We start from the raw sequence: 23,637 nt of genomic DNA on the forward strand, positions 1-23,637 counted from the left end.
CTACGGCGTGGCCGGCTCGTCCTCCCCCCGAACACCCGTGTCCCCGGTACCGCTCGTCCCCTCCCCCGCCTCGTTCGCGTTCCGGGCGCGCCAGGCCCGGACCAGGCCGGCCAGCACGGCCAGGGCTCCCAGTGGAGCCAGGGTCCACGGCACCCAGGAGCCCAGAGCACTCAGCAGCACCGAGCGGACGCGGGCCTGCTCGGCGTAGGCCGAGACCTGGTGGTCCACCATGCCCAGCTCCGCGTACAGCAGCGGTACCTCGCCGGAGTCGTTCCGCGGGCGCAGGGTCTCCGCACGTGTCTCGTGGGCGTTGACGACGATCCCGCTGACCGGCTCGACCCAGAACGTGCGGCTGACCTCGATCCAGCGGGTGGCGGTGACCGTACCCGAGGCCCCCGGACGGAACAGGTCGGCGGGTACCGGACGCGCCGAGTCGGGCACCTGGGTGGTCTCGATCGTCTGGTCGTACCGGCGGACCGGCACACCGGCCATCTCCTCCTCACCCCGGAACTCCACCGCGGGAGCCGCGCGCACCTCGGCGTCGTAGAACGAGTGGTCGCCCTCCCCGGCGCCGGGCGGCCAGAGGAACACCAGCCCCGCCTGCCGGACCGCGCGGTCGCCGTCGACGTGCTCTCCGCAGCAGTTGACCGCCCGGCCGGTCTCCCGGTCGACGATGACCCGTCGGCTCCAGTGGTCGATCATCCGCCCGGGCACGGAGGTGTCCACGGACATCTCCCACGCCGACCAGTCGTCGCCGTGCGCCGAGGCCTCCACCCGGGTGACCCGCGTGAGCTCGGAGGCCTCCACCCACGACCATGTGGAGGTGTCCAGGTACCAGGCGCCCTCGTCGGCCATGCGGATGTCGAACTCGGTCCCGGCGGGCAGCAGGGCCATCCGGTCGTGCACGTACAGGGGCAGCAGGGCGGCCAGGGTGAACAGGAACGCGCCCACGGCCACCAGGATGGTGCCTGCAGACGGAGCTCTCCCCGGTCCCGGTTCCGGCCCGACCTGGTGGCGGGCCGGTCCGTCGGCCTCGGTCGCGCTCATGTCGGGGCCTCCTCGGGGGCGGGTTCTCGCAGGTCCTCGCCCCGGGACGGTCTCCCGCCACCGGACGCGTGTGTCGCGACCGCACCGCCGGCCCCGCCATCGGCGTGCGTCCCAGCGGCGTCACCGCTCACGGCGGCCCCGGACGGCCCGTACACACCAGGGGCGGCGGAGTCCCGGGCCCGGACCGACGGCGGGTCGGCGTCGGCGGGTTCGCCGTCACCCCGCTGTCCCAGGGCCAGGACGAGCCGGGCCAACGCGGGCAGGCACAGCAGCTGGGGGACCCGATCGCGCAACGCCGGACCGAACACCCCGGTGACGTCGTGGAAGGGCATGTACAGCGCCAGGTAGGTGCCCACGGCCATGGCCACCCCGGCCAGCCCGAGCGACACCGCCACCGGCCACGGTCCCGCCAGGTGGGGCAGCAGGCGTCCGCCCATGAACGGCCGTCCCGGTTTGGCGTGCCGCAGGCGCCGGGGAGCCCGTCGGCCCAGCCACCACATGCACAGCAGGATCAGCCCGACCAGGGCCGCCCCGACGGCGCCGGCCACCCACACCCCGTAGACGAGGCCGAGCGGCAGCACCGCCCACCGGCTCATCCACCCGGGTCCGGCGTCGGGCAGGGCGCGCGCGCCGCGCGGCGGCGAGGTCCGCGGCGTCGCGCCCCCGGGCAGCAGGCGCCTCGGCCACAGGGCCAGCACCGCCAGCAGCACGGCCAGTCCAGCGCCCACGGCGAGGGCCCGCTGGTAGGCGGTGTCGGGGACGTAGGTGAGGGTGACGGTGCCCGCGCTGCCTTCGGGGAGCACCCAGGCCTGCTTCCACCCCTCCAGCCGGATCGGCTCCAGCGGCCCGCCGGCCCCCTCCAGGCGTGCCTCCCAGCCCTCGTTGAAGTTCTCGTTGACCACGAGCAGGCTGTCCTCGTCGACGTCCACGTCGAAGCGGCGCTCACCAGGCCCCCACTCGTGCAGGGCCTCCACCCCGGCCATGGTGACCCCGGGCCGGTCCGCGACCGGGTCGGTGGACTCCACCAGGGCCGAGCGCACCTCGTAGCGGTTGCCGGGGTCGACCACGATCCGGTTCTCACCCGCGACCAGGTCCAGGTCGGTGCAGCTCTCGTAGCGCAGCGGGCGGCCGGTGAGCTGGTCGGCGAGGGTGCCCTCGCTGACGCGGGTCTCCACCCGCTGGCCGTTGACCCGCAGGGTGGGGCCGAGCCCGCAGGGGGTGGAGGCCCCGCCCCCGGGCAGCGGGTCCACCGGGTCCACCCCGGGCAGGGTGACGGTGCCGATCTCCAGGGACTGGCCCTCGGGACGCTCGAAGGTCACCCGCAGCGACTGTGCGGTGAGCTCGGCGAAGTCCACCCGGCCGCTGCCGTCCAGCCATCCCTCGCGGACGGTGTCCCCGCCCTCGACGGTGACCCGGATCGGCCGCAGCACGCTGTCCACGCGGGGGAAGTCGACCTCCAGGTGGTCGACCGCGGTGGGTGCGCCCAGCTCGATGTCGAGCCAGGGGTTCTTCTCCTCCGGGTCCGGGTACCAGACGGTGCTCTCGTCGTCGTCCAGCGCGCCGCGGCCCATGGCGGCGGGGTGCTGCACGGCGGTGGAGGAGGAGGTCACGTGCGGAGGGGGGCCGGCGCGGTTGGCGGCGTTCTCCGCCTCCCTCGGGTCGGTGAGCACGACCTCGCCCGAGACCGTGTGCGTGGCGGCGGCCGAGTCCGCGGACAGCTCGAACGTGCGGTCCAGGCGGCGCGCGTCCTCGCCCCGCACCTGCAGGCGGGGGTTGCACACCCACACATGGGAGCCCTCCATGCAGCCGGGCGCGGTACCGGTGGAGCCGGTGAACAGCAGGGTCCCGGTGTCGGCCGGGCCGGGCACCCGCAGCGTACGGGCCGGGTCCAGACCGGGTACGGAGATCGAGGCGATGCCCACCCGGGTGCCGAACCGGTACTCCGGTTCCCAGGCCAGCTCGTCCACACGCACGCGCAGTGTGGTGGTCAATCCCGGCGGGGCCGCCAGCTCCTGGGGCTCGCCGGTCTCGGCGACCGGTACCCGCGCCTCGCCGTTGTCGGTGACGAGGGTGACCCGGGAGGGCGGCGGATCGTCGTCCAGCCGCTCGAAGGCGACGCTGAGCCCGGTCAGGTCCTGCGGCTCGCCGAACTCGACCTCGATCCACTCGCCCAGGGCGCCGGTGAAGGCGCTGGACCGCCACGAGGTGGCGAGGTCGTCGTCGAGCGCGGCGTGCGGGGCGTGCCCGGGGTCGCGGTCGGCGGGACGCGCACCCGCCCCGCCCTCGGAGGAGGAGGCGCGCACCGAGGCGATCCCGACGTCCTCGGCGTGGGCGACGTGGTCCTCCCACGCCGGATCGAGGACGTCGGGCGCGGGGACGTCGCGTTCGATCTCCTCGTCCTTGGTGAGGGTGGCCGACACGTTGCGTCGCACGTCGGGGTAGACGACCTCGCGGCGGCGGGCGGTGTCGGTGACGACCGTGTCCCCGGCGGCAATCCGCTCGGCTCCGGGATCGTCTCCGAGCAGGATCGGGCGGTCGTCGTCGACCAGTCCCTGTTCGGCCAGGTGGAGCACGGACTCGGGGCCGCCGGTGACCCGCAGCGTCTCGCCGGCGGGCACGGTACCGACGGTGGGCGCGGCGTCCTCCACCTCGTAGATCGTCAGGGACCGGTAGGGCTGGTCGAACCACTGCGAGGCGGACTGGTGGTCCAAGGAGCCGATGAACGGGCCGAACTCGGCCGCGAGGGCGATCCCCGGCGAGTCCCGCAGTGCCTGGTGGACACGGGAGGGCCAGCCGCCGCCGTTACCGGCGCGCTGGAGGTCGTTGCGCACGATGAGGTGGGTGACGCCCATGCGGGTGAGGGCGGCGGTGAGCCCGGCCGAACCGCGCCCGGAGGAGACGCGCTGGTCGATCTCGTGGGTGATCCGGGAGATGCCCGCCGAACCCCACGGGACGATCTGGTGGTTGGTCCACGCGCCCTCCAGCAGCGGCTGCATGGGCTCGTCCATGGGACGGCCCCACTCGTACTCCCCGCGCGCCGAGCCGGGCAGGGCCATGGTCATGCCGCGATCGTCGGAGCGCTCCTCCAGCCAGTCGGTGGCCTCGTGCCAGTAGTCGGGGATCTCCACGTACGAGCCCGCGGGGGCGACGCCGACGGTGCCGATGGGCACGAGGGTGACCAGGAAGACGGCGGAGGTACCGCCCGCGACGGCGCGGCGCACCCTTCCGGACACCGGGGTGCCGTGCCGGTCGGCCCGGTCCCGGGCCACCACCACGGGCAGGTGGGCCAGGCCCAGGACCAGGGGCAGGCGCACGAGCGCGTCGAACTTGTGCACGTTGCGGAAGGGGGACAGCGCGCCGTCGAACAGCTCGCGCACCGTCCCCGCGAAGGGGCCGGTGAGGTCGCCGGTGAAGCCCGCGACGATGATCGCGGTGCCGGTGAGCAGGCTCGCCGTGAGGAAGAGGCGCTCGGGGGTGCGCCGGTTGATGAGCCCGGCCAGGCCGAGCCCGGCGACCAGGGCGGTCGCCGCGATCAGCCAGGGCGTGACGGACAGCTCCGCGCCCGAGGGCAGGGCGGTGTTGCCCTGGTCGGGGAGGAAGCCCATCCAGTTGGAGGTGCCGCGCAGCGTGTTGAGCAGCGACGTGATGCCGGTGGTGACGGCGGCGTGCTCGGTGTAGGGCATGAACGAGAACACGTACCGCGACATGACGAGCAGCGGCACGATGTACCAGAACGAGGCCAGGGCCAGGGCGACCGCCCACCAGGCGGTGATCCGCCACTTGCGGGGACCGTTCTCCCGGGTGAGCAGGTACAGGCCGGGAACGACCAGTACCGCAAGCTCGGAGGCGGCGTTGGTGCCGCCGCACAGCAGGAAGGCCAGCCCCGAGAGCAGGGCCATGCGGACCGGTGGGTACCCGCGCCTGGTGCCGAGCACGAGCGGCAGCAGGATCCACGGCATGAGCAGCATCGGCTGCAGCTCGGCGGAGTTGTACGACAGCAGCGTCAGTACGCGCGGGGCGAGGGCGTAGGCGGTCCCGGCCAGGATGCGGGTGTTGACGGTGCCGATGCCCAGCGCCTCGGCGACCTTGTACACACCGGTGAACGCCGCGGTGAGCAGGACGGTCATCCACAGGCGCTGGATGAGCCAGTCGGGCATGCCGAGCAGGTCGAACAGCAGGTGGAAGGGGCCGTTGGGGAAGAAGTACCCGAATGCCTGGTTCTGGATCTGGCCGAAGTAGGAGGCGTCCCACATGTGCAGGGCGCGCTCCAGGAACCCCAGGGGGTTGGCCGTCAGGTCCAGCTTGGTGTCGCCGACGACCCTGCCGGGGTCGATACTGGCCGTCAACGCTCCCAGGAGCAGGCACACCGTGACGAGCTTCAGCCGCGTGAGCAGCCGCTCGTCCCTGCCCCCGGCGGGAGCGGGGGACGGGGAGGACGGTGTGCTGGAATCCTCCGGTTCGCGCCTGGCGGTGGATTCCGTCGAAGTCACCTTGTCGCTTTCCTGCCTGGTTCCGTGTCCGGGACGCCTGCGGTGCCCGGAGCCTCGGGGGCGCACGGGGCGTCGGGAGTGTCGGGGACCGTGCCGCCGGGGAGGCCGAGCTCCCGGGCGACGAGTCGGGTCATCCGCGCGCCGCTGGCCTCCCATGTGAACCGGGACGCCCACGCGCGGCAGGCGCGCCGGACCTCCCGGGCCCGCCGCGGGTCGGAGAGCTCCTTGAGGGCCCGGGCGACGACGTCGGCGAGGTTCTCGCCGTCGCGCACCAGCCACCCGGTCTCACCGTCGCGGACCGAATCGCGAAGTCCGTCCACATCGTAGGCCACGGTGGGCACGCCGAGGCGGGCCGCCTCGATGACGGTCAGCCCCCAGCCCTCGAACTCCGAGGCGGTGACGTGGAGGTGGCAGGAGGCCAGGACGCCGTTCTTGTCCTCCTCCGGCAGGAAGCCGTGCAGGACGACGCGGTCGCCGGTGCCGTCGCGCTCGGTCCGCTCGGCCAACGGGGCGCCCTCGGGGCCCCGGCCGATGATGTGCACCCTCAGGCCGGGGTGGTCGTCGCGGAGCTGGCGGGCGAGGTCGGCCACCTGGGAGACGCGCTTCTGGACCACCAGGCGGCCCAGGCTCACCACCGCCGGGAAGGGAGTGCGCGCCGACGGCTCGGAGGCGTCGCCGAGGGTCTGGGAGAGCCCCGGGAGTCCGCCGTTGTGGACGATCTCGATGGGCGCGCGCCAGCCGAGTCTGTCGCGCATGGCCCGGCGGGAGGACTCCGAGACGGTGACGGTGGTGCAGCCGCGGTAGACGCGCGAGGCCACGGAGGACTCGATGAACCGGCCCAGCCAGGCCATCGGCGGCGAGAAGTAGGCGTCGAACTGCAGGTCGTGGACGTGGTGGACGACGCTGACCACCCTGGTGCGGCGACGCAGCACGAGCCGGGAGAGGAAGGGGACGCCGTTCATGCAGTCGAAGGCGAGCTGGTACTCGCGGCGCCACAGGGTCAGCCACGCCATGACGCGCGGGTAGACGGTGAACCTGCCGCCCATGCGGCGGATGACCACGCCGTCCCGGGTCTCCACGCGGGCCTGGTGGGGCTCGCGGCTGGTGAGGAAGGTGACGATGGCACCGCGTTCGGCCAGGTGGCGGCTGATCCGCCAGGCGTACTCCTCGGCTCCTCCCGCGGCGGACTGCCAGGGGTCGCGCCAGTTGATCATGACCAGGCGGACGCCGTCCAGGCGCGGCCCGGGATCGGTGCGGGTCTCCGGTTCGGCGCGCGCACCCGCGTCGGCCCCCGCCCTCGGGGAGGGGGCGACCGCGGGCAGGCCGGGCTCCGCGTCCTGGTGGACCCGGTGGACCTTCTGGAAGACCACACGCTCTCCTTCCGCGCGGTGTCCGGCCGAACGCGAACACGGACACCCTCGGCTTCATGGCGGACACGGACAGCGACCTTCCGGGGGAAGGGTGGAGCGCACGCCGGACAGGCCCGTGGACCGGACGTCAGTGGTGGTGTGCGCCCCGGGGGCGGTGTCCGGGGCCGTGGGGGGGTCGCGGGGTGGGACGCCCCGCTGGGGGCGGGGCGTCCACGGCCTCCGCCGTACGGAAGACCTAGCGGTCGCCGTAGTTGTAGAGGGTTTCGTTCACCGGCTCCGCGGTGGCGGTCGAGTCCGTGGCGAGGCTGGTGGCCACGAAGGTGGCACCTCCCGCCAGGGCCGCGCCGATGACGCAGGCGGCGATTACCTTGATCACTTGGGGATCTCCTTCCGCGCGCCCGGTCCCGCGCTGGGTCCGAAGCGCTGGAAAACGAGACTAGAACCTGATCTAGCCATAGACCAGATGATTGCCCCAACTGTAACTAACCCCCCGGTAACTTCCAACCCCGGAATGACAGCTTTGTCGGGTCTTACATGCTGTTCCGGAACCCGCAGGAGAACCATGTCCGGTCCTTCCACCACCACGGCCAAGCCCTCCGACTCTGACCAGAACTGGTTATCGACCGGCGCGGAGACCACCACGTGGCGCACGCCCAAGGCACCCAGTGCCCCGGCGTCCAGCCGCTCGGGCATGCCGGTCCGGGGATCCGGTTCGAGCACCCGGGCGACCCGGTCCGCCCGTGCGTCCTCACCGGCCACCACGACGGATCCGCCGCCCGGGGTACCGACCACCAGGTCGTCGTTCCACAGGGTGCGCCGGTCGAAGAGCTTGGTCGCCGGATCCAGCACGACCACGGGCCGACCGGACCAGTCCGGGCCGCGGTAGGCGTTCCAGGGCAGCACCAGCACCGCGCCGGGCCGGTCGTCGGCGGCCACCGCCGCCTGCGCCGCCCGCCACTCCCCGGGATAGCGCACCGGGACCAGCCGTTCACCCGCGCCCCACAGCAACCCCGGAAGGACCACCACCGGCAGAAGTACCGCGAACACCGCTACTCCCACCCGCCACAGCACACCGGTGCCGGCTCCCCTCGGGGCCCGGCCCCCGGTCAGCCACCGGACGAAGGCCCCCAGCCCCAGGGCCTGCACCAGTGCCAACGGCGCCACGTACAGCTGGCCGTCGCGCAGCGGCCCGAAGCCCGGCCAGAGGGCGATCAGCCAGGCCAACAGTTCACGCCCCGGCCCGGTGGCGCCCAGCAGGGCGAGCGCGAACCCCATGAGGGCGGCCGCCGACAGGCCCGTGCCGAACCCCGGGCGGTTCCGGCACAGCCACCACACCCAGCCCGACAGCGCCACCAGGCACAGCACGAGCCGCACCGAGGCCGCCACCGGCTCGCCGTAGCCCGCCGGGACCGCGCCGGAGTTCCACACCCCGCCCAACAGCAGCAGGGAGCCGACCACCCCGAACGGGGTGTCCGAACGGGCCGCGAACGCCTCCGCCCCCGCCGGGTCGGTGTCCGCGCCGCTGGACAGGGACGGCAGCAGCCACGGAAGGGAGACCGCCGCCAGGGCCAGTGCGAACAGGCCCGCCCGCACCCACCAGCGCCCGCCACGGACGGCCTCCCCGGCACCCGTGCGGACCTCCCGGGCTCCGTCGGCCCCCAGCGCGACGGGACCGGCGGTGAGGGCGGTCAGCACCACCGACGAGAACCCGCCCACGGCAGCCGGTACGAGCGCGCGCACCAGGCCCGCGAAGCCCGCCACCGGTCGGGCCGCGGCCAACCGCGCGGCGGCCCCCACCACCCACGGCAGGCCCGCGTAGCCCAGCAGCACCGCCCACTGCCCCAGCAGCAGGCGTTCGGCCACGAACGGATTCCACACATAGGCCAGCCCGGCGGCGGCCGACGCCAGCTGCCCCCCGACCGCCCCCGTGTGCGGGCCACCGGCCGGACCACGGCGGTACCACGCACGCGGCACCAGGCGCGCGGCACCGGCCCCGCCCACGGCGAACACCGCCAGCAGCGCGAGCGACTGCACGACGTCCCCGGGCAGGACGGAGGACAGCACCGCCACCACGGCGTCGCTGGGGATCGCCCGGGGGAACCCGTCCGCGCCCCGCAGCACCGTGCCGAGCGACAGGTCGGGCACGAACACCATGTCGTAGCGGAGCACGTACCCCGGCCCCAGCGCCGGGCCGAGCGCCAGCACCCCGGCGAACAGCCCCACCGCCCACGGCAGCAGCCGGGCCGTCCACCGGCCCGCGGCGCCGCCCCCGGCACCGTCCCCGTGCGCGGAGGCCATCAGTCCTCCGTGAGCAGGACGCTGTCGGAGTAGCCGCCCTCCACGTAGTCGCGGTAGGAGCGGACCACGATCTCGTAGGAGCCGGACAGCGTCACCGACCAGCGCGGATCCTCCCCCACCGAGCCCAGCGTGCGCCATCCCCACCCGTCCTCGGGACCGTGCCCGTCACGCGGCTCGCAGCCGACGACCGGCTCCGGGGTACTGGGCACGGGAGACGGAGGATCCGGATCGGGCTCGGACCGGGGCCCGGGCGTGGGCTCCGGTCCGGGCCGGGGAGAACCGCCGCCACCCGCGGGCGGCTCGGTCCCGCTTCCGTCGGTCGGTTCACGCGTCGGGGACTCGCCGACCACCGTGTCCGCGGGCCGGCGCCGGTCGTCGGCCACCGAGCACTCCAGGACGCGCGCCCACACCTCGTAGTGGGAGGCCCCCTCCACCTCCTCCCACTCCACGGTGGCCCCGCCGTCGCCGACCCGCACCCAGGACGGCGCCGGGGGCGGATCGTCGTCCCACACCAACTGGAGGGGCTCGGACTCCGCGCCCCCGTCCCGGCCCTTGACCGGACGGATCACGAACTCGTACCGGGCCCCGCTGAACAGCGCATCCACCAGCACGGACCGGCTGTCGCCGTCGCCCTCCACGTCTATGGGCAGCACGGAGGGCTCGTCCGGGTCGGGCGACACCCGGCGCTGCACCACCCGGTAGTCGGTCGCGCCCGGTACGGCCTCCCAGCTGAGCACCAGGCCGTCGCCGGACTCCTCCGCGACCGGCTCGGGAGCGGTCAGCGGCCCGACCGGCGGGTTCGGCAGCGGCCGCGGGTAGGTCCGGCCGACTCCCAGGGGGTCGGCGAGCGCGTCGGCGAAGGCCGCGGCGATCTTCAGCTCACCGCGCGTGTTGGGACGCGCCTCGTCCCAGTTGTCACGGGCCGGGGCGTATCCGTCGGCGACCCGGGCGACCACCACGGGCGATTCGTCGGCGGTGAGCTGCTCGGCGAGGTCGACCACGCCCATGTTGAACCGGTCGATCTCGGCGTTGATCCGGTCGTCGTCCCCGGTGCCCTCCACCGGCGGCAGCTCCCCGAGGACGAACCGGGTCTCCCCCCGCACGACGCGCACCGTGGACACCGTCTCACCGATCCCCGCCAGTGCCCGGTCGGCGCCGTCCCCGGCCAGGATGTCCTCGGTCCCGGCCAGGAGCAGCAGGTAGTGCGGGTCGTGCTCGGCCGCCACCCGCGCGGCGTCGGAGGCCAGTTCCCGGGCGGAGGCGCCCCAGCGGGCGGCGTGGTCGGTGTCGAAGCCGGGATCGGCGTAGTCCTGGTTCCCGGTCTCCTCCCCGTCCAGCCCGTACATGCCGTCGTGGGGACCGACGAAGTCGGCCTCCACCCCGGTCTCGCGCAGATGGGACCACAGGTGGTAACGCCAGGTGTAGTCGCCGCTGCTGCCCTGGGACAGGGAGTCGCCGACGACCATGACGCGCAGTTCGCCCCCGGGCGGACCGGGAACGGTGACGGGCTCGTCGGCGCGGTCACCGCCCGAGCCGTCCGTTCCACCCGAGCCGGTCTGGAGGAACAGCAGGGTCACGGCCATCGCCGCGAGCATGACGCCGAGCAGCCCGAGCGCTCCGGGTTCGAAGCGCGAGGAGCGGTGGCGCCACGGGACGAGGTCGCTCCAGGACAGTTCCCGAAGGTGGAGCCGGATCCGCCGGTTCCAGCGGAAGGTCCCCTCGCCCGGGGGGTCCGGGACTTCCTCGTCGGGCTCACGCGGGTCCTGCACCGTGCCCATCCCTCGCCGTCGGACCGTGTTTTTCCGGAACAGGTTCTATCCCTGCTCCAGCACCCCTGCTGACCATGACACCGACCAAGTAAGAGCAAGGACTCGTCAGACCAGACTAGAACTGGTTACATGGAGGCCGTCAACCTTCCGACGATCCCGGCCGGGCAGGACCCCCCGACAACGACGTTAGCGGCCGCTCCCCCCGTCTCGGCTGCCCGGTGCGAAGCCGGTCGCGATCTCCCACAAGAAAGCAGGCCCGCCCCGTGACCGGACTCCTGGTGGCGCTGCTGTCCGCCGTGGTCTACACCGTCGGCCTGACCGTGGAACAGCGCGCACTGCACGGCTCCGAGCCGATCTCGATCAACCGGCCGCTCCACCTGGCACGGGTGCTGCTCACCAACCCCCGCTGGGTGTCCGGCTGCGCCTTCGCCGCCCTGGGCAGCGTCGGCCTGATCGTCTCGCTCGGCCTGGCCCCGGTGTCGGTGGTCCAGCCCGCCTTCGCCGCCGGAGTGGCCTGCGGCATCCTCGTCCTCACCCTCGTCCTGGGCGAACGCCTCACACGGGGCGAGTACGTGGCGCTCGGCGTCATGCCGGTCGCCCTCGGTCTGCTCAGCCTGTCCACCGCCGACGGCGCCGAGACCGGGACCACCGCCCACACCCCGCTGCTGGTCCTCGTCAGCCTCGCCACCGTGGCGGCCTGCCTGGCCGTCGTGGGCCTGGCCGGCGGCCGGGGGCGGTACGTGTCGGCCGCCGCGATGGGCATCGCCGCCGGTTTCGCCCAGGGCAGCGCGGGCCTCCAGGGCAAGGGGCTGGGCGGACTGCTGGCCGACCACGGCCTGTGGAACGCCATCGCCCCCGCGCTGCTGTCCCCCCACCCCTACCTGTACGCGGTCGGCTGGGCGGTGGGCATCGTCCTCTTCCAGACCTCGATGCAGCGCTCCCGCGCCTCCATCACCGCCCCGGTGGCCAACGTCGCGGGCAACGTGTTCATGGTCGTCATGGGCACGCTCCTGTTCGGCGAGCGGCTCCCCGAGGACCCGGCCATGCTGGGCCTGCGGATCGGCGGGTTCGCCCTGACCCTGGTGGTGGTCGTCCTGGTCCGCGGCAACGTGGCCCAGGCCGAGGCCGACACCAGCCGCAAGCGCGCGCGGGGCGCGGATCCCGCCCCCGTCGGCGGCACCCGCGCCGAAAAGCCCTGACGGCCCCCTCCGCCCGCCTCGGGCACGGGCCCCTTCAGCCGGCCGGTCGGCCTCGGCGCCTGCTCAGGCGGCCACCGACACGGCCTCGCGCAGACCGGGAGCGGCGACGTCGGCCCAGGCGCGCACGACGCTGTCGGGCGTGTCGGCCTCCTCCTCGGCCAGGATCAGGCCGGGCTCGGCCACCCAGGCGCCCAGGTCGGCCAGGAGGATGCGCAGGTCCTCCTCGATACCGCGGCTGTTGCGCAGGTCCTCCACCACGGCCAGCGGCACCGCGACCGTGTGTCCCAGCCCCAGCTCGGGCAGGCGGTCGAGGAAGACCTTGAGCAGACCGGTGTAGGTGCCGTGCACCTGCGGGGAGGCGACGAGCAGGACGTCGCTGCGGCTCAGCAGGCCCAGGGCGTCCTCGACGGCGGCGGAGGACTCCGCGAGCAGATCGGCGCCCAGTTCGGCGATGTCGATGACGTCGGGCTCGGAGTCGACGCCGACGCGGGAGGCCACCTCGGAGGCGGCGCGCAGCGCGGCGGTGTAGACGGAGGAACGGATCCGGGGTGCGGCGACGAGCACGGTGAAGCGGGTCATGCGAGAACTCCTGGGTTCGGTCAGAGCGAGCCGGGTTCGACCGGAGGAAACGTCGGGGGGCGGTGATCGGACTGACACCGGAGAGGACGTCGTTCCTCTTCCGACACGGGGAGCGGACCTCGTCGTCCGGGACTCGGTGTGTCGGGCCTGGCAGGGTTGCTCCTCGGGCCGAAGAAAGGCCCGGGTACCCAGAGGTGGGAGAGATGAGCGTCCGGTGTCTGCGTCAGGGCACGGAGCACGGGGGTACCCCCGTGGCGCGGGGCACGGCCCCGCAAGGCGCTAACTAGGACAGAGCGCGCTCGCCTGATGCCTCAGATCGACATGCAGGCGCTGGACAAGCAGCTCACCGGCGGACATGCCTCCATCATGCTGCGCCCCGGCCGCTATCGTCAATGCGTGCGCGCGCCCCTCCTCGGGGCGGTCGCGCCGCACACGGGGCGGTCCAGCCCTCGGACAACCGTCCCAGGGGTCGGGATTTTCCCAGCTCCACGGGGAAACGAGGGCCCGGGCGGGGGGAGGTTCCCCCCGCGCGAACGCCCCGCGCACATCTGTGTAATGTGCGACACACCCTTCCCGGCCGCCCCGCCCACCGTCCGCTCCCACGACACAGGAGAGAGCCCGAACATGGCCCACACCCCCGTCACGCTCACCAACGCGCGCGTCGTGACCCCCGGCGGAGTCCACGACGGATGGCTGCGGGTCGAGGACGGCCGTGTGGCCGCGCTCGGCTCGGGAGAACCCGCCCCGGGTGGAGAGGGCCGCGACGTCGGGGGGTCCTGGGTCGTGCCGGGGATGGTCGACACCCACATCCACGGCGGTGCCGGGCACGCCTTCCCCGACGCCGACCCGGAGGGCACCGGGGAGATCGTCGCGTTCAACCGTGCCCGCGGGGTGACGGCGCTGGTGGGCGGCCTGGTCGCGGCCACGCCCGAGGACACCGTCCGCCAGGTGTCGGCGCTGGCCGGGTCGTGCGACGCCGGAGAGCTGGCGGGCATCTACCTGGAGGGCCCCTTCATCGCGCGTTCCAAGTGCGGAGCGCACGATCCGGACCTGCTGCGCGAACCGGACACCGCCGAGTTCGACCGCTGGCTCGCGGCCGGGCGGGGACACGTCCGCATGATCACGGTGGCACCGGAGCTGCCGGGCGCGCTGGAGTTGATCCGCGCCGCGGTCTCCTCCGGCGTGGTGGCGGCGGTGGGGCACACCGAGGCGTCCTACGAGCAGACCCTGGCCGCCTTCGACGCGGGGGCGTCGGTGGCCACGCACCTCTACAACGCGATGCGCCCGCTCAACCACCGCGATCCGGGCCCGATCGCGGCGGCGCTGGGCGACGACCGGGTGACGGTCGAACTGATCCTGGACAACGTGCACGTCCACCCGGGCGCGGCCGGACTGGTGTTCCGCGCCGCGGGGGCGGACCGGGTGTCGCTGGTGACGGACGCGATGTCGGCGACGGGCCTGGGAGACGGCGAGTACACACTGGGCGACCTGCGTGTGCGGGTGAGAGGCGGTGAGGCGCGCGTGGTGGAGAGCGGCGCGATCGCCTCCAGCACGATCGTGCTGCCCCAGGCGGTGCGCAACGCGGTGGAGGGGCTGGGCGTGGGCGTGCCCGAGGCCGTGCGGTCGGCGTCGTCGGTCCCGGCCGCGGCCCTGGGCCTGGAGGGCGCGGGCCGGATCGAGGCCGGAGGCCGCGCCGACCTGGTCGTGCTCGACGGTGATCTCACGGTCCGTGACGTGATGTACCGGGGCGAATGGGTAGCGTAACGGCGTGTCGTCGCCTCGCTACGGACTAGTAACATAACACTGGGCGACAATGGCGGCGGGGCATCGAGGAGAGCCACCACGCTCGACACGAAAGGATCTGCGCCATGACCCAGTCGAGACAGGCGAAGGACGGACAGTCGGCCCATGCGTCCTCCGAGGAGCACGAGCACCTCGACAAGCTCGCCGCCGAACTGTCCCGCTACGACCTGCGGGCGGACATGGTCGACGGCCGGTCAGCCTGCCTGCGGGTGCACAACCCGTCATCCGCCTGCGCGGTCGAGGACGTGATCTGCGAGCGTCGCGAACACGACTACGCGTTCATCGCCTCGTTCGGGGTCTACCTGGGCAGCAGCGGAAGTCTCGGCGTCACGGCCCACAAGGTCGCGTGGCTCGTGGGAGCCACCGCGGAGTGACACCAGCGTGGGACGGGGGCGGAGCAGGCCTGCTCCGCCCCCGTCCCACGTCCGGACCCCCTCCGAGGAGGAGGCCGGGGCCCACCGGGCTTTACGACGTAGATTTTCTTGCTGGCCGATGGTCCCGGTGGCGTCGCCGCGCCATACTCGACCGCATGAGCAGTTCCCGCGTCGCAGGAGTCCCCGTCGACGACCTGGGGAATCCCGTTCCCCTGCCGGAACCGGTACGGCGGGTCGTGTCCCTGGTCCCCTCGCTGACCGAGGCGGTCGCCCACACCGCCCGGGGCGCGCTGGTCGGCGCGACCGTGTGGTGCGCGCACCCGGCCGACCTGGAGGTGGAACGGCTGCGCGGCACCAAGAACCCGCACGTGCGGCGGATCGTGGAACTGGCGCCGGACCTGGTGGTGGCCAACCGGGAGGAGAACCGGGAACGGCACGTACGGGAGCTGCGGGAGGCCGGGATCCCCGTGTGGGTGACCGACATCCGCACCGTCCCGGGCGCTTTCGCCTCCCTGCGCCGCCTGTTCGCTGCCTGCGCCTTCGCGTCCCCGGACTGGCTGGCACGGGCCGAGGCCGCCTGGTCGGCACCCGTGCCCTCCGGCCCCCGGGTGGCCGTGCCGATCTGGCGGGACCCGTGGATGTGGGTCGGCGGCGACACCTACGCCGACGACGTGCTGTCCCGGCTGGGCGCGGTGAACGTGCTCGCCGGGGGACGCTATCCACAACTCCCGCCGGAGGAGGTCGCCGCGGCCGGACCCGACGTCGTGGTGCTGCCGGACGAGCCCTACCGCTTCACCGCCGACGACGGCCCGGACGCCTTCCCCGGACTGCCCTCGGTGCTCGTCGAGGGCAGGGATCTGACCTGGTACGGACCGTCGATGACGGCCGCGCGGGAACGGCTGGCGGTCGCGCTCGCGCCCTTCTCCCGACCGGAGGGGCGGTGAGGCGGCCTCCCCTCAGCTACGCGCGGTGACGCGGATCTTGGACTGGCCGTGCGGCCGCTCCTCCCAGTCCCGCATGAACCGCGCTGACAGCCCGTGCCGCTCCGCGAGCCCCACCAGCGTCTCGGTCCGGTAGTAGAAGTCCTCCCGCAGCACGTGGTGCTCGGTGCCCTCGGTCCGGTCGTAGGTGAAGTCGAAGAACCCGTCCGGCGCCAGGATCCGCCCCACGTGGGCCAGGCACTCGTCGATCACCCCGATGGGCGAGTGCGAGAAGACGCTGTGCGCGTGCACCACGTCGAAGTGCCCCTCCGGCAGGAAGGAGAAGGTCAGGTCGTGCGTGAGGGTCATGTGCGGCAGCTTGTCCTGCAACCCGCGCTCGGCCAGCACGTCCTTGGCCGCGATGAGGATGTCCGGGGAGATGTCGATCCCGTAGTAGCCGCCCGTGTCCAGGTGGTCGATCAGCCACCACCCCGCGCGCAGGTTCCCGCAGCCGATGTCCAGCACCCGGTGCCCGGGTCTGAGTCCGTGCTCGACCAGGTAGTCGAACTGCATCCGGCCCAGTGCCAGCCAGTGCTCCTCGCTCGGGGTGCCCACCGCCGCCCTGGGGTTGCGGGCCGCGTCGGAGGCCATCACCGCGCGGTAGTAGTCCACGTGGTCGCGGTGGGTCAGGCGCAGTTTCAGGTCCCGGGCCGAGCGGCGTACGTACGGCACCACCCTTCCGGGGTTGCGCAGGGCGTAGCGCACCTTGTGGGACAGGGACGATCGGTTGGCGTTGAGAGAAGCTGCTGTCTTCTTCGGCATCGGAAGGGCTCTCTGTCGAAGGGACCCGGCACACCCGTGATACGGGGTCGGCGGAGACCCGAGACTAGTTCCTCGAAGGCGCCTGCGACAGGGGGACACCGCCCCTCGCCCATCGTAACCACAGGAGTGGTGACGGGCGTCAGTCCCGCACCCGGTCGCGTCGGACCGCCGCCAGCCGGGCGACGCCCCAGAACAGGCCCGTCATGGCGAGTGCGCCCCTGGCACCCAGGAAGCAGCGGCGGCGACCGGGTCCGGGTGGAGAGCCGATCTCGGCCCGGGACCGGCCGTGCCCTGAAGCACGGCGGCCGAGGGCCGAGAGGCGCACCGGGGGCCCGGGGGTCCTCCCCCCGGGAACACGGCGAGGCGACCCCGCGGGGTGGACGGAGTCCACCGAGCAAGGTCGCCTCGAAACCGGGGGGGCGTCCCCCGAAAAGAATCGCGGGCCGCCGCGAGGCGGACGAAGTCCGCCGGGCGACAGCCCGCGTCTCGTGGAGGTGGCGGGAATCGAACCCGCGTCCTTCAGCACCGAGCCAGGGCTTCTCCGGGTGCAGTCCGCGCTGTCGTTCTACTCGGCCCCAGCGCTTGCACGGACACATCGCTGACAGGCCCAGCCACGTGAATGTCCCGCTCAGGCCCCGTGGCCTGATCTGAGCGGTAAGTCATCTAGCTGATGCCGGTACCTGGGCCGATGACGAGCCCAGGCCGACAGAGACGCTATCGCTTAAGCAGCGAGAGCGAACTCAGTGCGCTTAGAATTGGCACTTGTGTTTACGCGAATGCAGGATTAACGAGGTCACAAACGCAACCCTCGACCCGCTTCCCCTGGAACGACTACCGAAGTCGAAACCGATCACCCCCTGTGCACTTGTCACAGCCTCCCCGCCTGGTGGACGGAGCGGCCGGCATGCGAGCGGCGAACCGCTTGCGCGTTCGTCACTCTACCTGATTGAACAGTACGGGGGCCAAGCTGATTCCCCGCCGGGGGAAGAAATCGCTCCCGGCCCCCCGGACGGGGAGAAACCCCCGCGGGCGCGGACTCAAGAGGTGGTCGACGCGGCCCGCGGGGGCGGTCGGCAGGGTCGGGCCGACCTTGGGAAACGACAGGATCTCCCCCGAGATGAGGTCCTGCCTCTCACACTGGCCCGCTACCCCCTGTCGCGGTCCAGTCATAGGGGAAGACGCGGGCGGGGCCCCGGAAGGTTGCCCGGGGCTCCGCCCTCCGCCCCGTTCGGATGGAGGGACGTCCCGCGCGGGCCTCCACCGACGGCCGGACCACTATCAGCCGGTCCCCTGGGCCGTTCCCCCGGTGCCGACCGTGTCGGCGTCGCCGGACGGGGTGCCCGGTTCCTCCAGCGGAGGACCGTTCTCCTCCGCGGGCACGCCGTCGGCCATCGAGGTCAGGAAGGTGCCCGCGGCGTCCACCGCGTACTGCGACCATTCGCTCATGTCCGGGTTCACCTCGGACAGCACGGCGAAGGCGACACCGTCCTTGTAGCCGATGAACCAGTGCAGGACGGTACCGTCCTGCTCGGTGGCGGCCGCCTGCCCGTACACCTCTCCCCCGCCGGTGAGCAGCTGGGGCATCCGGTGGGTCACCGCGTCGCGCATCCCCTGGCGGACCACCTCCAGGTGGGCCTCGTCCACAACCGTCTCACCGTCCGGGGCGGGGCCCTCCTCCGGGACCAGGGTCGGCGCGTGCCAGGTACCGTCCGCGATCGCCGCCGTCGCCAGCGCCATCGACAGCGGGCTCACCCGGACGCCGTGCTCGCCGATCATCGCCGAGGCCACGTCCACGTCGTCGTCGCCGATGGAGACCGCGCCAGAGGACGCCGGGACCGGCAGCTGCCAGTCGGCACCGATCCCCAGGTGGCCGGCGGCCTTGGCGACGGCGTCCGGACCCACGTCGGCGGACAGGTCGGCGAACCCGACATTGCAGTTGAAGGCGAGGTTGCGGGCCAGGTCCGGCTGACCGGACAGGAAACCGGAACCCGGGTTGCGGAAGGTCCGCCCGCCGATCTCGGTGGAGTAGCCGCAGGGCACCACGTCGTCCGGTCCGGCCGCGCCCGACTCCAGGGCGGCCAGGGTGGAGATCGGGGTGAAGGCGCCTCCCGGCACGTAGGAGCCGGTGAGCGCGTTGTCGTCGGCGGTGCTGCCCGAGGCGCTGGCCGCGGACAGGATCTCACCACTGGCGGTGTCCACCGCGACCAGGTACCCGTCCGCCGGAAGCGACTCCAGGGCGGCCTCCGCGGCCCGCTGCACGTCTATGTCCAGGGTGGTGCCGATGACGCCGCTGCGCTCGCCCTCCCAGGACTCCAGGACGTCGGTGATCCCACCGGACTGGTCCAGGGAGACGACCCGCGTGGTTCCCGAACCGGCCAGCTCGTGCTGGAAGATGTTCTGCAGTCCGCTCAGACCGACGGTGTCGCCCGCCTGGTAGGGACCCGGGACCCGGGAGGACACCCTGTGCTCGGCGGTGCCCGCGACCTCGCCCAGCAGGAAGGGCGCCACCGACGGAGTCATGTTGACCTCGACCTCCTGCGTGTCCACGCCGGAGATCCCCCCCGCCTCGTCGAGCAGCTTCTCGTTCACGCTGGAACCGCGCAGGAGCACGAGCGGCTGGAACTGCTCGGGCGGCGCCGAGCGCACCCGGTTCAGCAGGGGGTCGGGGTCCTCGTCCAGGATCTCGGCGAGCTGGGTGACCCCCGCCTCCTTGTCCTCCATCTCGCCGGGCATGACGCCGAAGGCCGTCACGCTGTCGGCGGTGACCAGGGGGTCGCCCTCACGGTCGAGGATCTGGCCGCGCTCCTGGCTCTCGTAGCTGATCGCGAGCCGCTCGTCCTCGCTCAGGTCCGGGTGCAGGACACTCGTCGACCAGGAGATCCTCCAGCCGTCGGAACCCCACTCCAGGGGCATGCGACCGGTGTAGTTCCAGGTCGGGTCGCCGATACCGAGGTCGGCGTGCACGCCGAACTCGGCGTCGGCGGACTCGCCCTCACGGGAGATCGGTCCCAGGTCGAACCGAAGGGAGGCCAGGTCGAGCTGCTCGCGCATGTCGGTGAGCGCCGCCGCCACCTGCTCGGGGTCACCGTCGGTGTAGGTGGCGGCCTCCGCGTGGTTCCCGTCCTGCCAGGCGAGCAGGAAGGACCTGACCGCCACCTCGGGACTGGGGTTCGGTGTGCACGCGGCCAGTGTCGCGGCGAGGAGCAGGCCGCTGCCGGCGGCCGTGATCCGGCCAAGGGGACGGGGGGACACCGTGTGTGTTCCTTTCGGGCGCCTCATCGACGGCGGCGGAGCGCGCGTTCAATGTCCCGCTTCGCCTCGCGCTCGGCGATGTCGTGGCGCTTGTCGTACTCACGCTTACCGCGGGCCAGCGCGATCTCGACCTTGGCCCGCCCCTCGTTGAAGTACAGGGACAGCGGGACGAGTGTGCGGCCGGGCTCTCGGGTCTTGCCGATCAGCCGGGAGATCTGCTCGCGGTGCAGGAGTAGTTTACGCGGTCGTTTTGCGGAGTGGTTGGTCCACGTTCCCTGTGAGTACTCGGGGATGTGCACGTTCTCCAACCACACCTCGCCGTCGCTGATGTGGGCGAACCCGTCCACGAGGGAGGCTCGGCCCTGTCTGAGCGACTTGACCTCGGTGCCGGTGAGGGCGATGCCCGCCTCGTAGGTCTCGTCGAGGTGGTAGTCGTGCCGGGCTCGCCGGTTCTGGGCGATGAGCTTGCGCCCGGTTTCCCGTGCCACAGGTGTGTCCCTTCATACGTCCGGGGGGCACGAGGCCCCCCGGCTGAGAATCCTTCCGCCCCTGATGGTCCCGTCAGATCTTGAGGTAGCGGCGCAGGGTGAGGAACGAGGTGATGGTGCACAGCAGGACACCGAGGATCACCGAGACGCCGATGACGTACATCAGCGACCCCGCGCCCAGGGCGACGTCGAACTGGAACCAGTCCTCGATCTGCGTGAGCAGTGTGTACCGGGTCGCCACGATGAACCCGGAGGCGATCAGACCACCGATGAGACCGGCGACCGCGCCCTCCAGCAGGAAGGGGAGCTGGATGTAGAAGTTCGACGCGCCGACCAGGCGCATGATGCCGGTCTCCCGGCGGCGGCTGTAGGCCGACAGCCGGATGGTGTTGCCGATCAGCAGCGCGGCGGCGGCCAGCTGTACACCCGCGAGCACCAGCGCTGCCGCCCGCAGACCGTCCAACAGGCCGAAGAACTGTTCGAGTACACGCTGGTCGTCGGAGACCGTGTCCACACCCGGCGCGCCCTCGACCGCGTTGCGCACGGTGTCGTAGTGGGACGGGTCGGTGAGCTGGACCCGGTAGTTGTCCGGGATGTCGCCCTCCTGCGCGGCGTTGGCCAACGCCTCGTTGGAGGTGCCGAGCCGGTCCTGGAAGTCCTGCCAGGCCTCGGCCGCGGTGAGGTAGTCGAAACTCGCGACCTCGTTCAGGCCGTTCAGGGTGGCCTCGAGGGACTCACGGTCCTCGTCGGTGGCCGCGCCGTTCTCCTGACAGGTCTGGGTCGGCGAGATGTCGGTGCACATGTAGACGGTGAGCGTGATCCGCTCGTCCCAGTAGCTGCGCATCTCGGAGACCTGCTGGTTGACCAGTAGACCGGCGCCGAACAGGGTCAGTGAGATGGCCACAGTCGTGATGACGGCGATGGTCATCGTCAGGTTTCGGCGAAGGCCGATCCACGTCTCGGAGAGAACGAATTGTGCTCGCATGATCTGTTAAAGGTCCATCCTTTGGGGCTTTGCCGCGCCGGTCCTCGCAGCAAGAGGTCAGTACGCCTGGCCGTAGACGCCGCGCGTCTGGTCGCGCACTACCAGGCCCTCTTCAAGCTCGATCACGCGCTTACGCATCGAGTCGACGATGGCGGCATCGTGGGTCGCCATGACGACTGTGGTGCCCGTGCGGTTGATTCGGTCCAGCACCTTCATGATGCCGATGGAGGTCGCGGGGTCGATGTTTCCGGTCGGCTCGTCGGCCAGCAGGATCTGCGGGCGGTTGACGAACGCGCGGGCGATGGCCACACGCTGCTGCTCACCACCCGAGAGCTCGTGGGGCATGCGCCCGGCCTTGCCCTCCAGTCCGACGAGTTCGACGACCTCGGGGACGACCCTCTTGATGAAGCGCCGGGGCTTGCCGATGACCTCCAGAGCGAAGGCGACGTTCTCGAAGACGTTCTTGTTGGGCAGCAGGCGGAAGTCCTGGAAGACACAGCCGATACGGCGGCGCAGGTGCGGCACCTTCCAGTTGGACAGGCGTGCCAGGTCCTTGCCGGCGACGTTGACGCGCCCCTTGTCAGGCTTCTCCTCCTTGAGTACCAGGCGGAGGAAGGTCGACTTTCCGGAGCCGGACGGGCCGACGAGGAAGACGAACTCGCCCTTGTCTACGTCAATGGAAACGCCGTCGAGCGCGGGGCGCTTCTGGGTCGGGTAGACCTTGGTGACGTTATCGAAGTGGATCACAGGCGCATCACAAGGTTCTCGAAGGTATGGGCACCCGCCGTGGAGGGCTCTCCGTGCGGGATCGTACCGGCCGCATGGCCAACCGACAGTTTAGAGGGGGGAGCGGCCCGGATTGTCCAAGTCGCGTCACGCCCCGCGGATCAGTGTCCTCGCGGACAGCAGCCACGAGCATATCGGAGGTGTCAACCGATGATAACGTTCACATATAGTAGTTCCGGTAAAACTGCGGAGTCGCGATCATCACCATTGGGATACGAACTCCGCTTGTGCCCCGCGTTCATCACTTGTGGTGCGCGATGAACGACCGGGCGTGTCCCCCGCCCGCGGCTCGCGCCGCCGGCGGGGCACGCCGCTAGTTGTTCCCGGAACGCTCGTGGCTGCGCATCCACCGGATCTCGGCGTCGATGAAGGCGTCGATCTCCCCGTCCAGGACGCCCGAGGTGTTGCCGGTCTCGGCGCCGGTGCGCACGTCCTTGACGCTCTGGTAGGGGTGCAGTACGTAGTTGCGCATCTGGGTGCCCCAGCTGCTCACCGAGTCCCCGCGGATCTCGTCCAGCTCCGCCTGCTCCTCCGCGCGCTTGCGCACCAGCAGCTTGGCCTGGAGCATCGACATCGCGGTGGCCTTGTTCTGCAGCTGCGACCGCTCGTTCTGGCAGGACACCACGATGCCGGTCGGCTGGTGGGTGATGCGCACCGCCGAGTCGGTGGTGTTGACGCCCTGGCCGCCGGGACCGCTGGAGCGGTACACGTCCACCCGCAGCTCGCTCTCGTCGATCTCGATGTGGTCGCTCTGCTCCACCACCGGGACGACGTCCACGCCCGCGAACGAGGTCTGGCGCCGGTTCTGGTTGTCGAACGGCGAGATGCGCACCAGCCGGTGCGTGCCGTGCTCACCGCGCAGGGTGCCGTAGGCGAACGGGGCCTTGACCGCGAAGGACGTGGACTTGATGCCCGCCTCCTCCGCGTAGGAGGTCTCGTAGACGTCCGTGGGGTAACCGTGCCGCTCGGCCCAGCGCAGGTACATGCGCTGGAGTATCTGCGCCCAGTCGGCGGCGTCCACGCCTCCCGCCTGGGAGTTGATCGTGACGATGGCCTCGCGCTCGTCGTACGGTCCGTTGAGGAGGGTACGCACCTCCAGCTCGCCGATCTCCTTGCGCAGCTGGTCGAGCTCGCGGTCGGCCTCGGCACGCGTGTCCGCGTCGTCCTCGCCCTCGGCCAGCTCGTAGAGCACGCTGAGGTCGTCGAGCCGCTGGCTGATGCCGTTGACCTTGTTGACCATGGACTCCAGGATGGAGAGCTGGCGCGTCACCTTCTGCGCGTTGTTCTGGTCCGACCACAGCTCGGGGTCCGCGGACTGCTCGCGCAGCTCGGCGATCTGGGTGTGCATGGCCTCCAGGTCCAACACGGCGGTGACACTCGCCAGGGTCGCCGCGAGGTCCTTGATCTTCTCTGCTGGGTCCAGTTCTGCCACGGACCCCAGTGTAGGGGCCAAAC

General features: G+C 72.0%; 18 protein-coding genes and 1 other RNA gene. 4 read left to right on the top strand and 15 right to left on the bottom strand.

Going from position 1 to position 23,637, the window contains the following annotated elements; genetic code table 11:
* The 6 genes from FYX01_RS07805 to FYX01_RS07825 all read right to left on the bottom strand — a co-directional run bounded on the left by FYX01_RS07805 (position 1) and on the right by FYX01_RS07825 (position 10,983).
* Positions 1–1,047, bottom strand: a complete 1,047-nt coding sequence (locus FYX01_RS07805; protein WP_150239051.1) for a cell envelope lipid trafficking protein PgfA — start codon at positions 1,045–1,047, stop codon at positions 1–3.
* The gene (locus tag FYX01_RS07810) at positions 1,044–5,537 is read right to left on the bottom strand and encodes an alpha-(1->3)-arabinofuranosyltransferase (protein WP_150239053.1); all 4,494 of its coding nucleotides are present in this window, start codon (positions 5,535–5,537) and stop codon (positions 1,044–1,046) included. Before FYX01_RS07810 ends, FYX01_RS07805 begins: the two co-directional genes overlap by 4 nt.
* Positions 5,534–6,907 (bottom strand): glycosyltransferase family 4 protein, encoded by a 1,374-nt coding sequence (locus tag FYX01_RS07815; protein WP_150239055.1) that lies wholly within the window; start codon positions 6,905–6,907, stop codon positions 5,534–5,536. The genes FYX01_RS07810 and FYX01_RS07815 overlap by 4 nt, the downstream gene beginning before the upstream one ends.
* A 235-nt stretch (positions 6,908–7,142) precedes the next feature.
* Complete coding sequence (locus FYX01_RS26060) at positions 7,143–7,283, bottom strand: hypothetical protein (protein WP_013154713.1); 141 nt, start codon at positions 7,281–7,283, stop codon at positions 7,143–7,145.
* Positions 7,280–9,205, bottom strand: coding sequence for an MmpA family trehalose lipid delivery protein (locus tag FYX01_RS07820; RefSeq protein WP_190394224.1), 1,926 nt, complete (start codon positions 9,203–9,205; stop codon positions 7,280–7,282). The genes FYX01_RS26060 and FYX01_RS07820 overlap by 4 nt, the downstream gene beginning before the upstream one ends.
* Positions 9,205–10,983, bottom strand: coding sequence for an SGNH/GDSL hydrolase family protein (locus FYX01_RS07825; RefSeq protein WP_150239057.1), 1,779 nt, complete (start codon positions 10,981–10,983; stop codon positions 9,205–9,207). Before FYX01_RS07825 ends, FYX01_RS07820 begins: the two co-directional genes overlap by 1 nt.
* 254 nt (positions 10,984–11,237) lie before the next feature.
* Between FYX01_RS07825 and FYX01_RS07830 the strand changes: the two genes are divergently transcribed.
* The gene (locus FYX01_RS07830) at positions 11,238–12,173 is read left to right on the top strand and encodes a hypothetical protein (protein WP_150239060.1); all 936 of its coding nucleotides are present in this window, start codon (positions 11,238–11,240) and stop codon (positions 12,171–12,173) included.
* A 63-nt stretch (positions 12,174–12,236) separates the two neighbouring features.
* Here FYX01_RS07830 and FYX01_RS07835 read toward each other — a convergent pair whose 3' ends face one another.
* Complete coding sequence (locus FYX01_RS07835) at positions 12,237–12,752, bottom strand: NADPH-dependent FMN reductase (RefSeq protein ID WP_150239062.1); 516 nt, start codon at positions 12,750–12,752, stop codon at positions 12,237–12,239.
* A gap of 624 nt (positions 12,753–13,376) precedes the next feature.
* Here FYX01_RS07835 and nagA point away from each other — a divergent pair.
* The 3 genes from nagA to FYX01_RS07855 all read left to right on the top strand — a co-directional run bounded on the left by nagA (position 13,377) and on the right by FYX01_RS07855 (position 15,873).
* On the top strand, positions 13,377–14,516 hold the full coding sequence (gene nagA, locus FYX01_RS07845) for an N-acetylglucosamine-6-phosphate deacetylase (RefSeq protein ID WP_150239064.1): 1,140 nt from the start codon (positions 13,377–13,379) through the stop codon (positions 14,514–14,516).
* Between the two features lie 104 nt (positions 14,517–14,620).
* Positions 14,621–14,929 (top strand): hypothetical protein, encoded by a 309-nt coding sequence (locus FYX01_RS07850; RefSeq protein WP_150239066.1) that lies wholly within the window; start codon positions 14,621–14,623, stop codon positions 14,927–14,929.
* Between the two features lie 155 nt (positions 14,930–15,084).
* Entirely contained in the window at positions 15,085–15,873 is a 789-nt protein-coding gene (locus tag FYX01_RS07855; RefSeq protein ID WP_150239068.1) for a helical backbone metal receptor, read from the top strand.
* A 12-nt stretch (positions 15,874–15,885) separates the two neighbouring features.
* Here the strand turns inward: FYX01_RS07855 and FYX01_RS07860 are convergent, their stop codons facing one another.
* The 8 genes from FYX01_RS07860 to prfB all read right to left on the bottom strand — a co-directional run bounded on the left by FYX01_RS07860 (position 15,886) and on the right by prfB (position 23,614).
* A complete protein-coding gene (locus FYX01_RS07860; RefSeq protein ID WP_150239070.1) occupies positions 15,886–16,671 on the bottom strand; it encodes a class I SAM-dependent methyltransferase in 786 nt (261 codons plus the stop codon).
* A gap of 139 nt (positions 16,672–16,810) precedes the next feature.
* Entirely contained in the window at positions 16,811–16,996 is a 186-nt protein-coding gene (locus FYX01_RS26535) for a hypothetical protein (RefSeq protein ID WP_150239072.1), read from the bottom strand.
* Positions 16,997–17,157: 161 nt separating this feature from the next.
* Positions 17,158–17,529, bottom strand: a transfer-messenger RNA (tmRNA) gene (ssrA, locus tag FYX01_RS07870).
* 420 nt (positions 17,530–17,949) lie between these two features.
* Complete coding sequence (locus FYX01_RS07875) at positions 17,950–19,923, bottom strand: penicillin-binding transpeptidase domain-containing protein (protein ID WP_150239074.1); 1,974 nt, start codon at positions 19,921–19,923, stop codon at positions 17,950–17,952.
* Between the two features lie 23 nt (positions 19,924–19,946).
* Positions 19,947–20,411, bottom strand: coding sequence for an SsrA-binding protein SmpB (smpB, locus tag FYX01_RS07880; RefSeq protein WP_150239076.1), 465 nt, complete (start codon positions 20,409–20,411; stop codon positions 19,947–19,949).
* A gap of 73 nt (positions 20,412–20,484) precedes the next feature.
* Entirely contained in the window at positions 20,485–21,396 is a 912-nt protein-coding gene (ftsX, locus tag FYX01_RS07885; protein WP_223830349.1) for a permease-like cell division protein FtsX, read from the bottom strand.
* 57 nt (positions 21,397–21,453) lie between these two features.
* Positions 21,454–22,143, bottom strand: coding sequence for a cell division ATP-binding protein FtsE (ftsE, locus tag FYX01_RS07890; RefSeq protein ID WP_073704190.1), 690 nt, complete (start codon positions 22,141–22,143; stop codon positions 21,454–21,456).
* Between the two features lie 352 nt (positions 22,144–22,495).
* Positions 22,496–23,614: a peptide chain release factor 2 gene (gene prfB, locus FYX01_RS07895; protein WP_150239078.1), complete on the bottom strand. Its 1,119-nt coding sequence runs from the start codon at positions 23,612–23,614 to the stop codon at positions 22,496–22,498.
* Between the last annotated feature and the right edge of the window lie 23 nt (positions 23,615–23,637).

The sequence above is a fragment of the Nocardiopsis quinghaiensis genome, assembly GCF_008638365.1.
Lineage (GTDB): Bacteria > Actinomycetota > Actinomycetes > Streptosporangiales > Streptosporangiaceae > Nocardiopsis > Nocardiopsis quinghaiensis.

Excerpts from the sequence above, each read along its gene's own strand:
- FYX01_RS07805 (WP_150239051.1), bottom strand. The coding sequence starts at position 1,047 with ATGAGCGCGACCGAGGCCGACGGACCGGCCCGCCACCAGGTCGGGCCG.
- FYX01_RS07820 (WP_190394224.1), bottom strand. The coding sequence starts at position 9,205 with ATGGCCTCCGCGCACGGGGACGGTGCCGGGGGCGGCGCCGCGGGCCGG.
- FYX01_RS07825 (WP_150239057.1), bottom strand. The coding sequence starts at position 10,983 with ATGGGCACGGTGCAGGACCCGCGTGAGCCCGACGAGGAAGTCCCGGAC.
- FYX01_RS07835 (WP_150239062.1), bottom strand. The coding sequence starts at position 12,752 with ATGACCCGCTTCACCGTGCTCGTCGCCGCACCCCGGATCCGTTCCTCC.
- nagA (WP_150239064.1), top strand. The coding sequence starts at position 13,377 with ATGGCCCACACCCCCGTCACGCTCACCAACGCGCGCGTCGTGACCCCC.
- FYX01_RS07850 (WP_150239066.1), top strand. The coding sequence starts at position 14,621 with ATGACCCAGTCGAGACAGGCGAAGGACGGACAGTCGGCCCATGCGTCC.
- FYX01_RS07855 (WP_150239068.1), top strand. The coding sequence starts at position 15,085 with ATGAGCAGTTCCCGCGTCGCAGGAGTCCCCGTCGACGACCTGGGGAAT.
- FYX01_RS07860 (WP_150239070.1), bottom strand. The coding sequence starts at position 16,671 with ATGCCGAAGAAGACAGCAGCTTCTCTCAACGCCAACCGATCGTCCCTG.
- ftsX (WP_223830349.1), bottom strand. The coding sequence starts at position 21,396 with ATGCGAGCACAATTCGTTCTCTCCGAGACGTGGATCGGCCTTCGCCGA.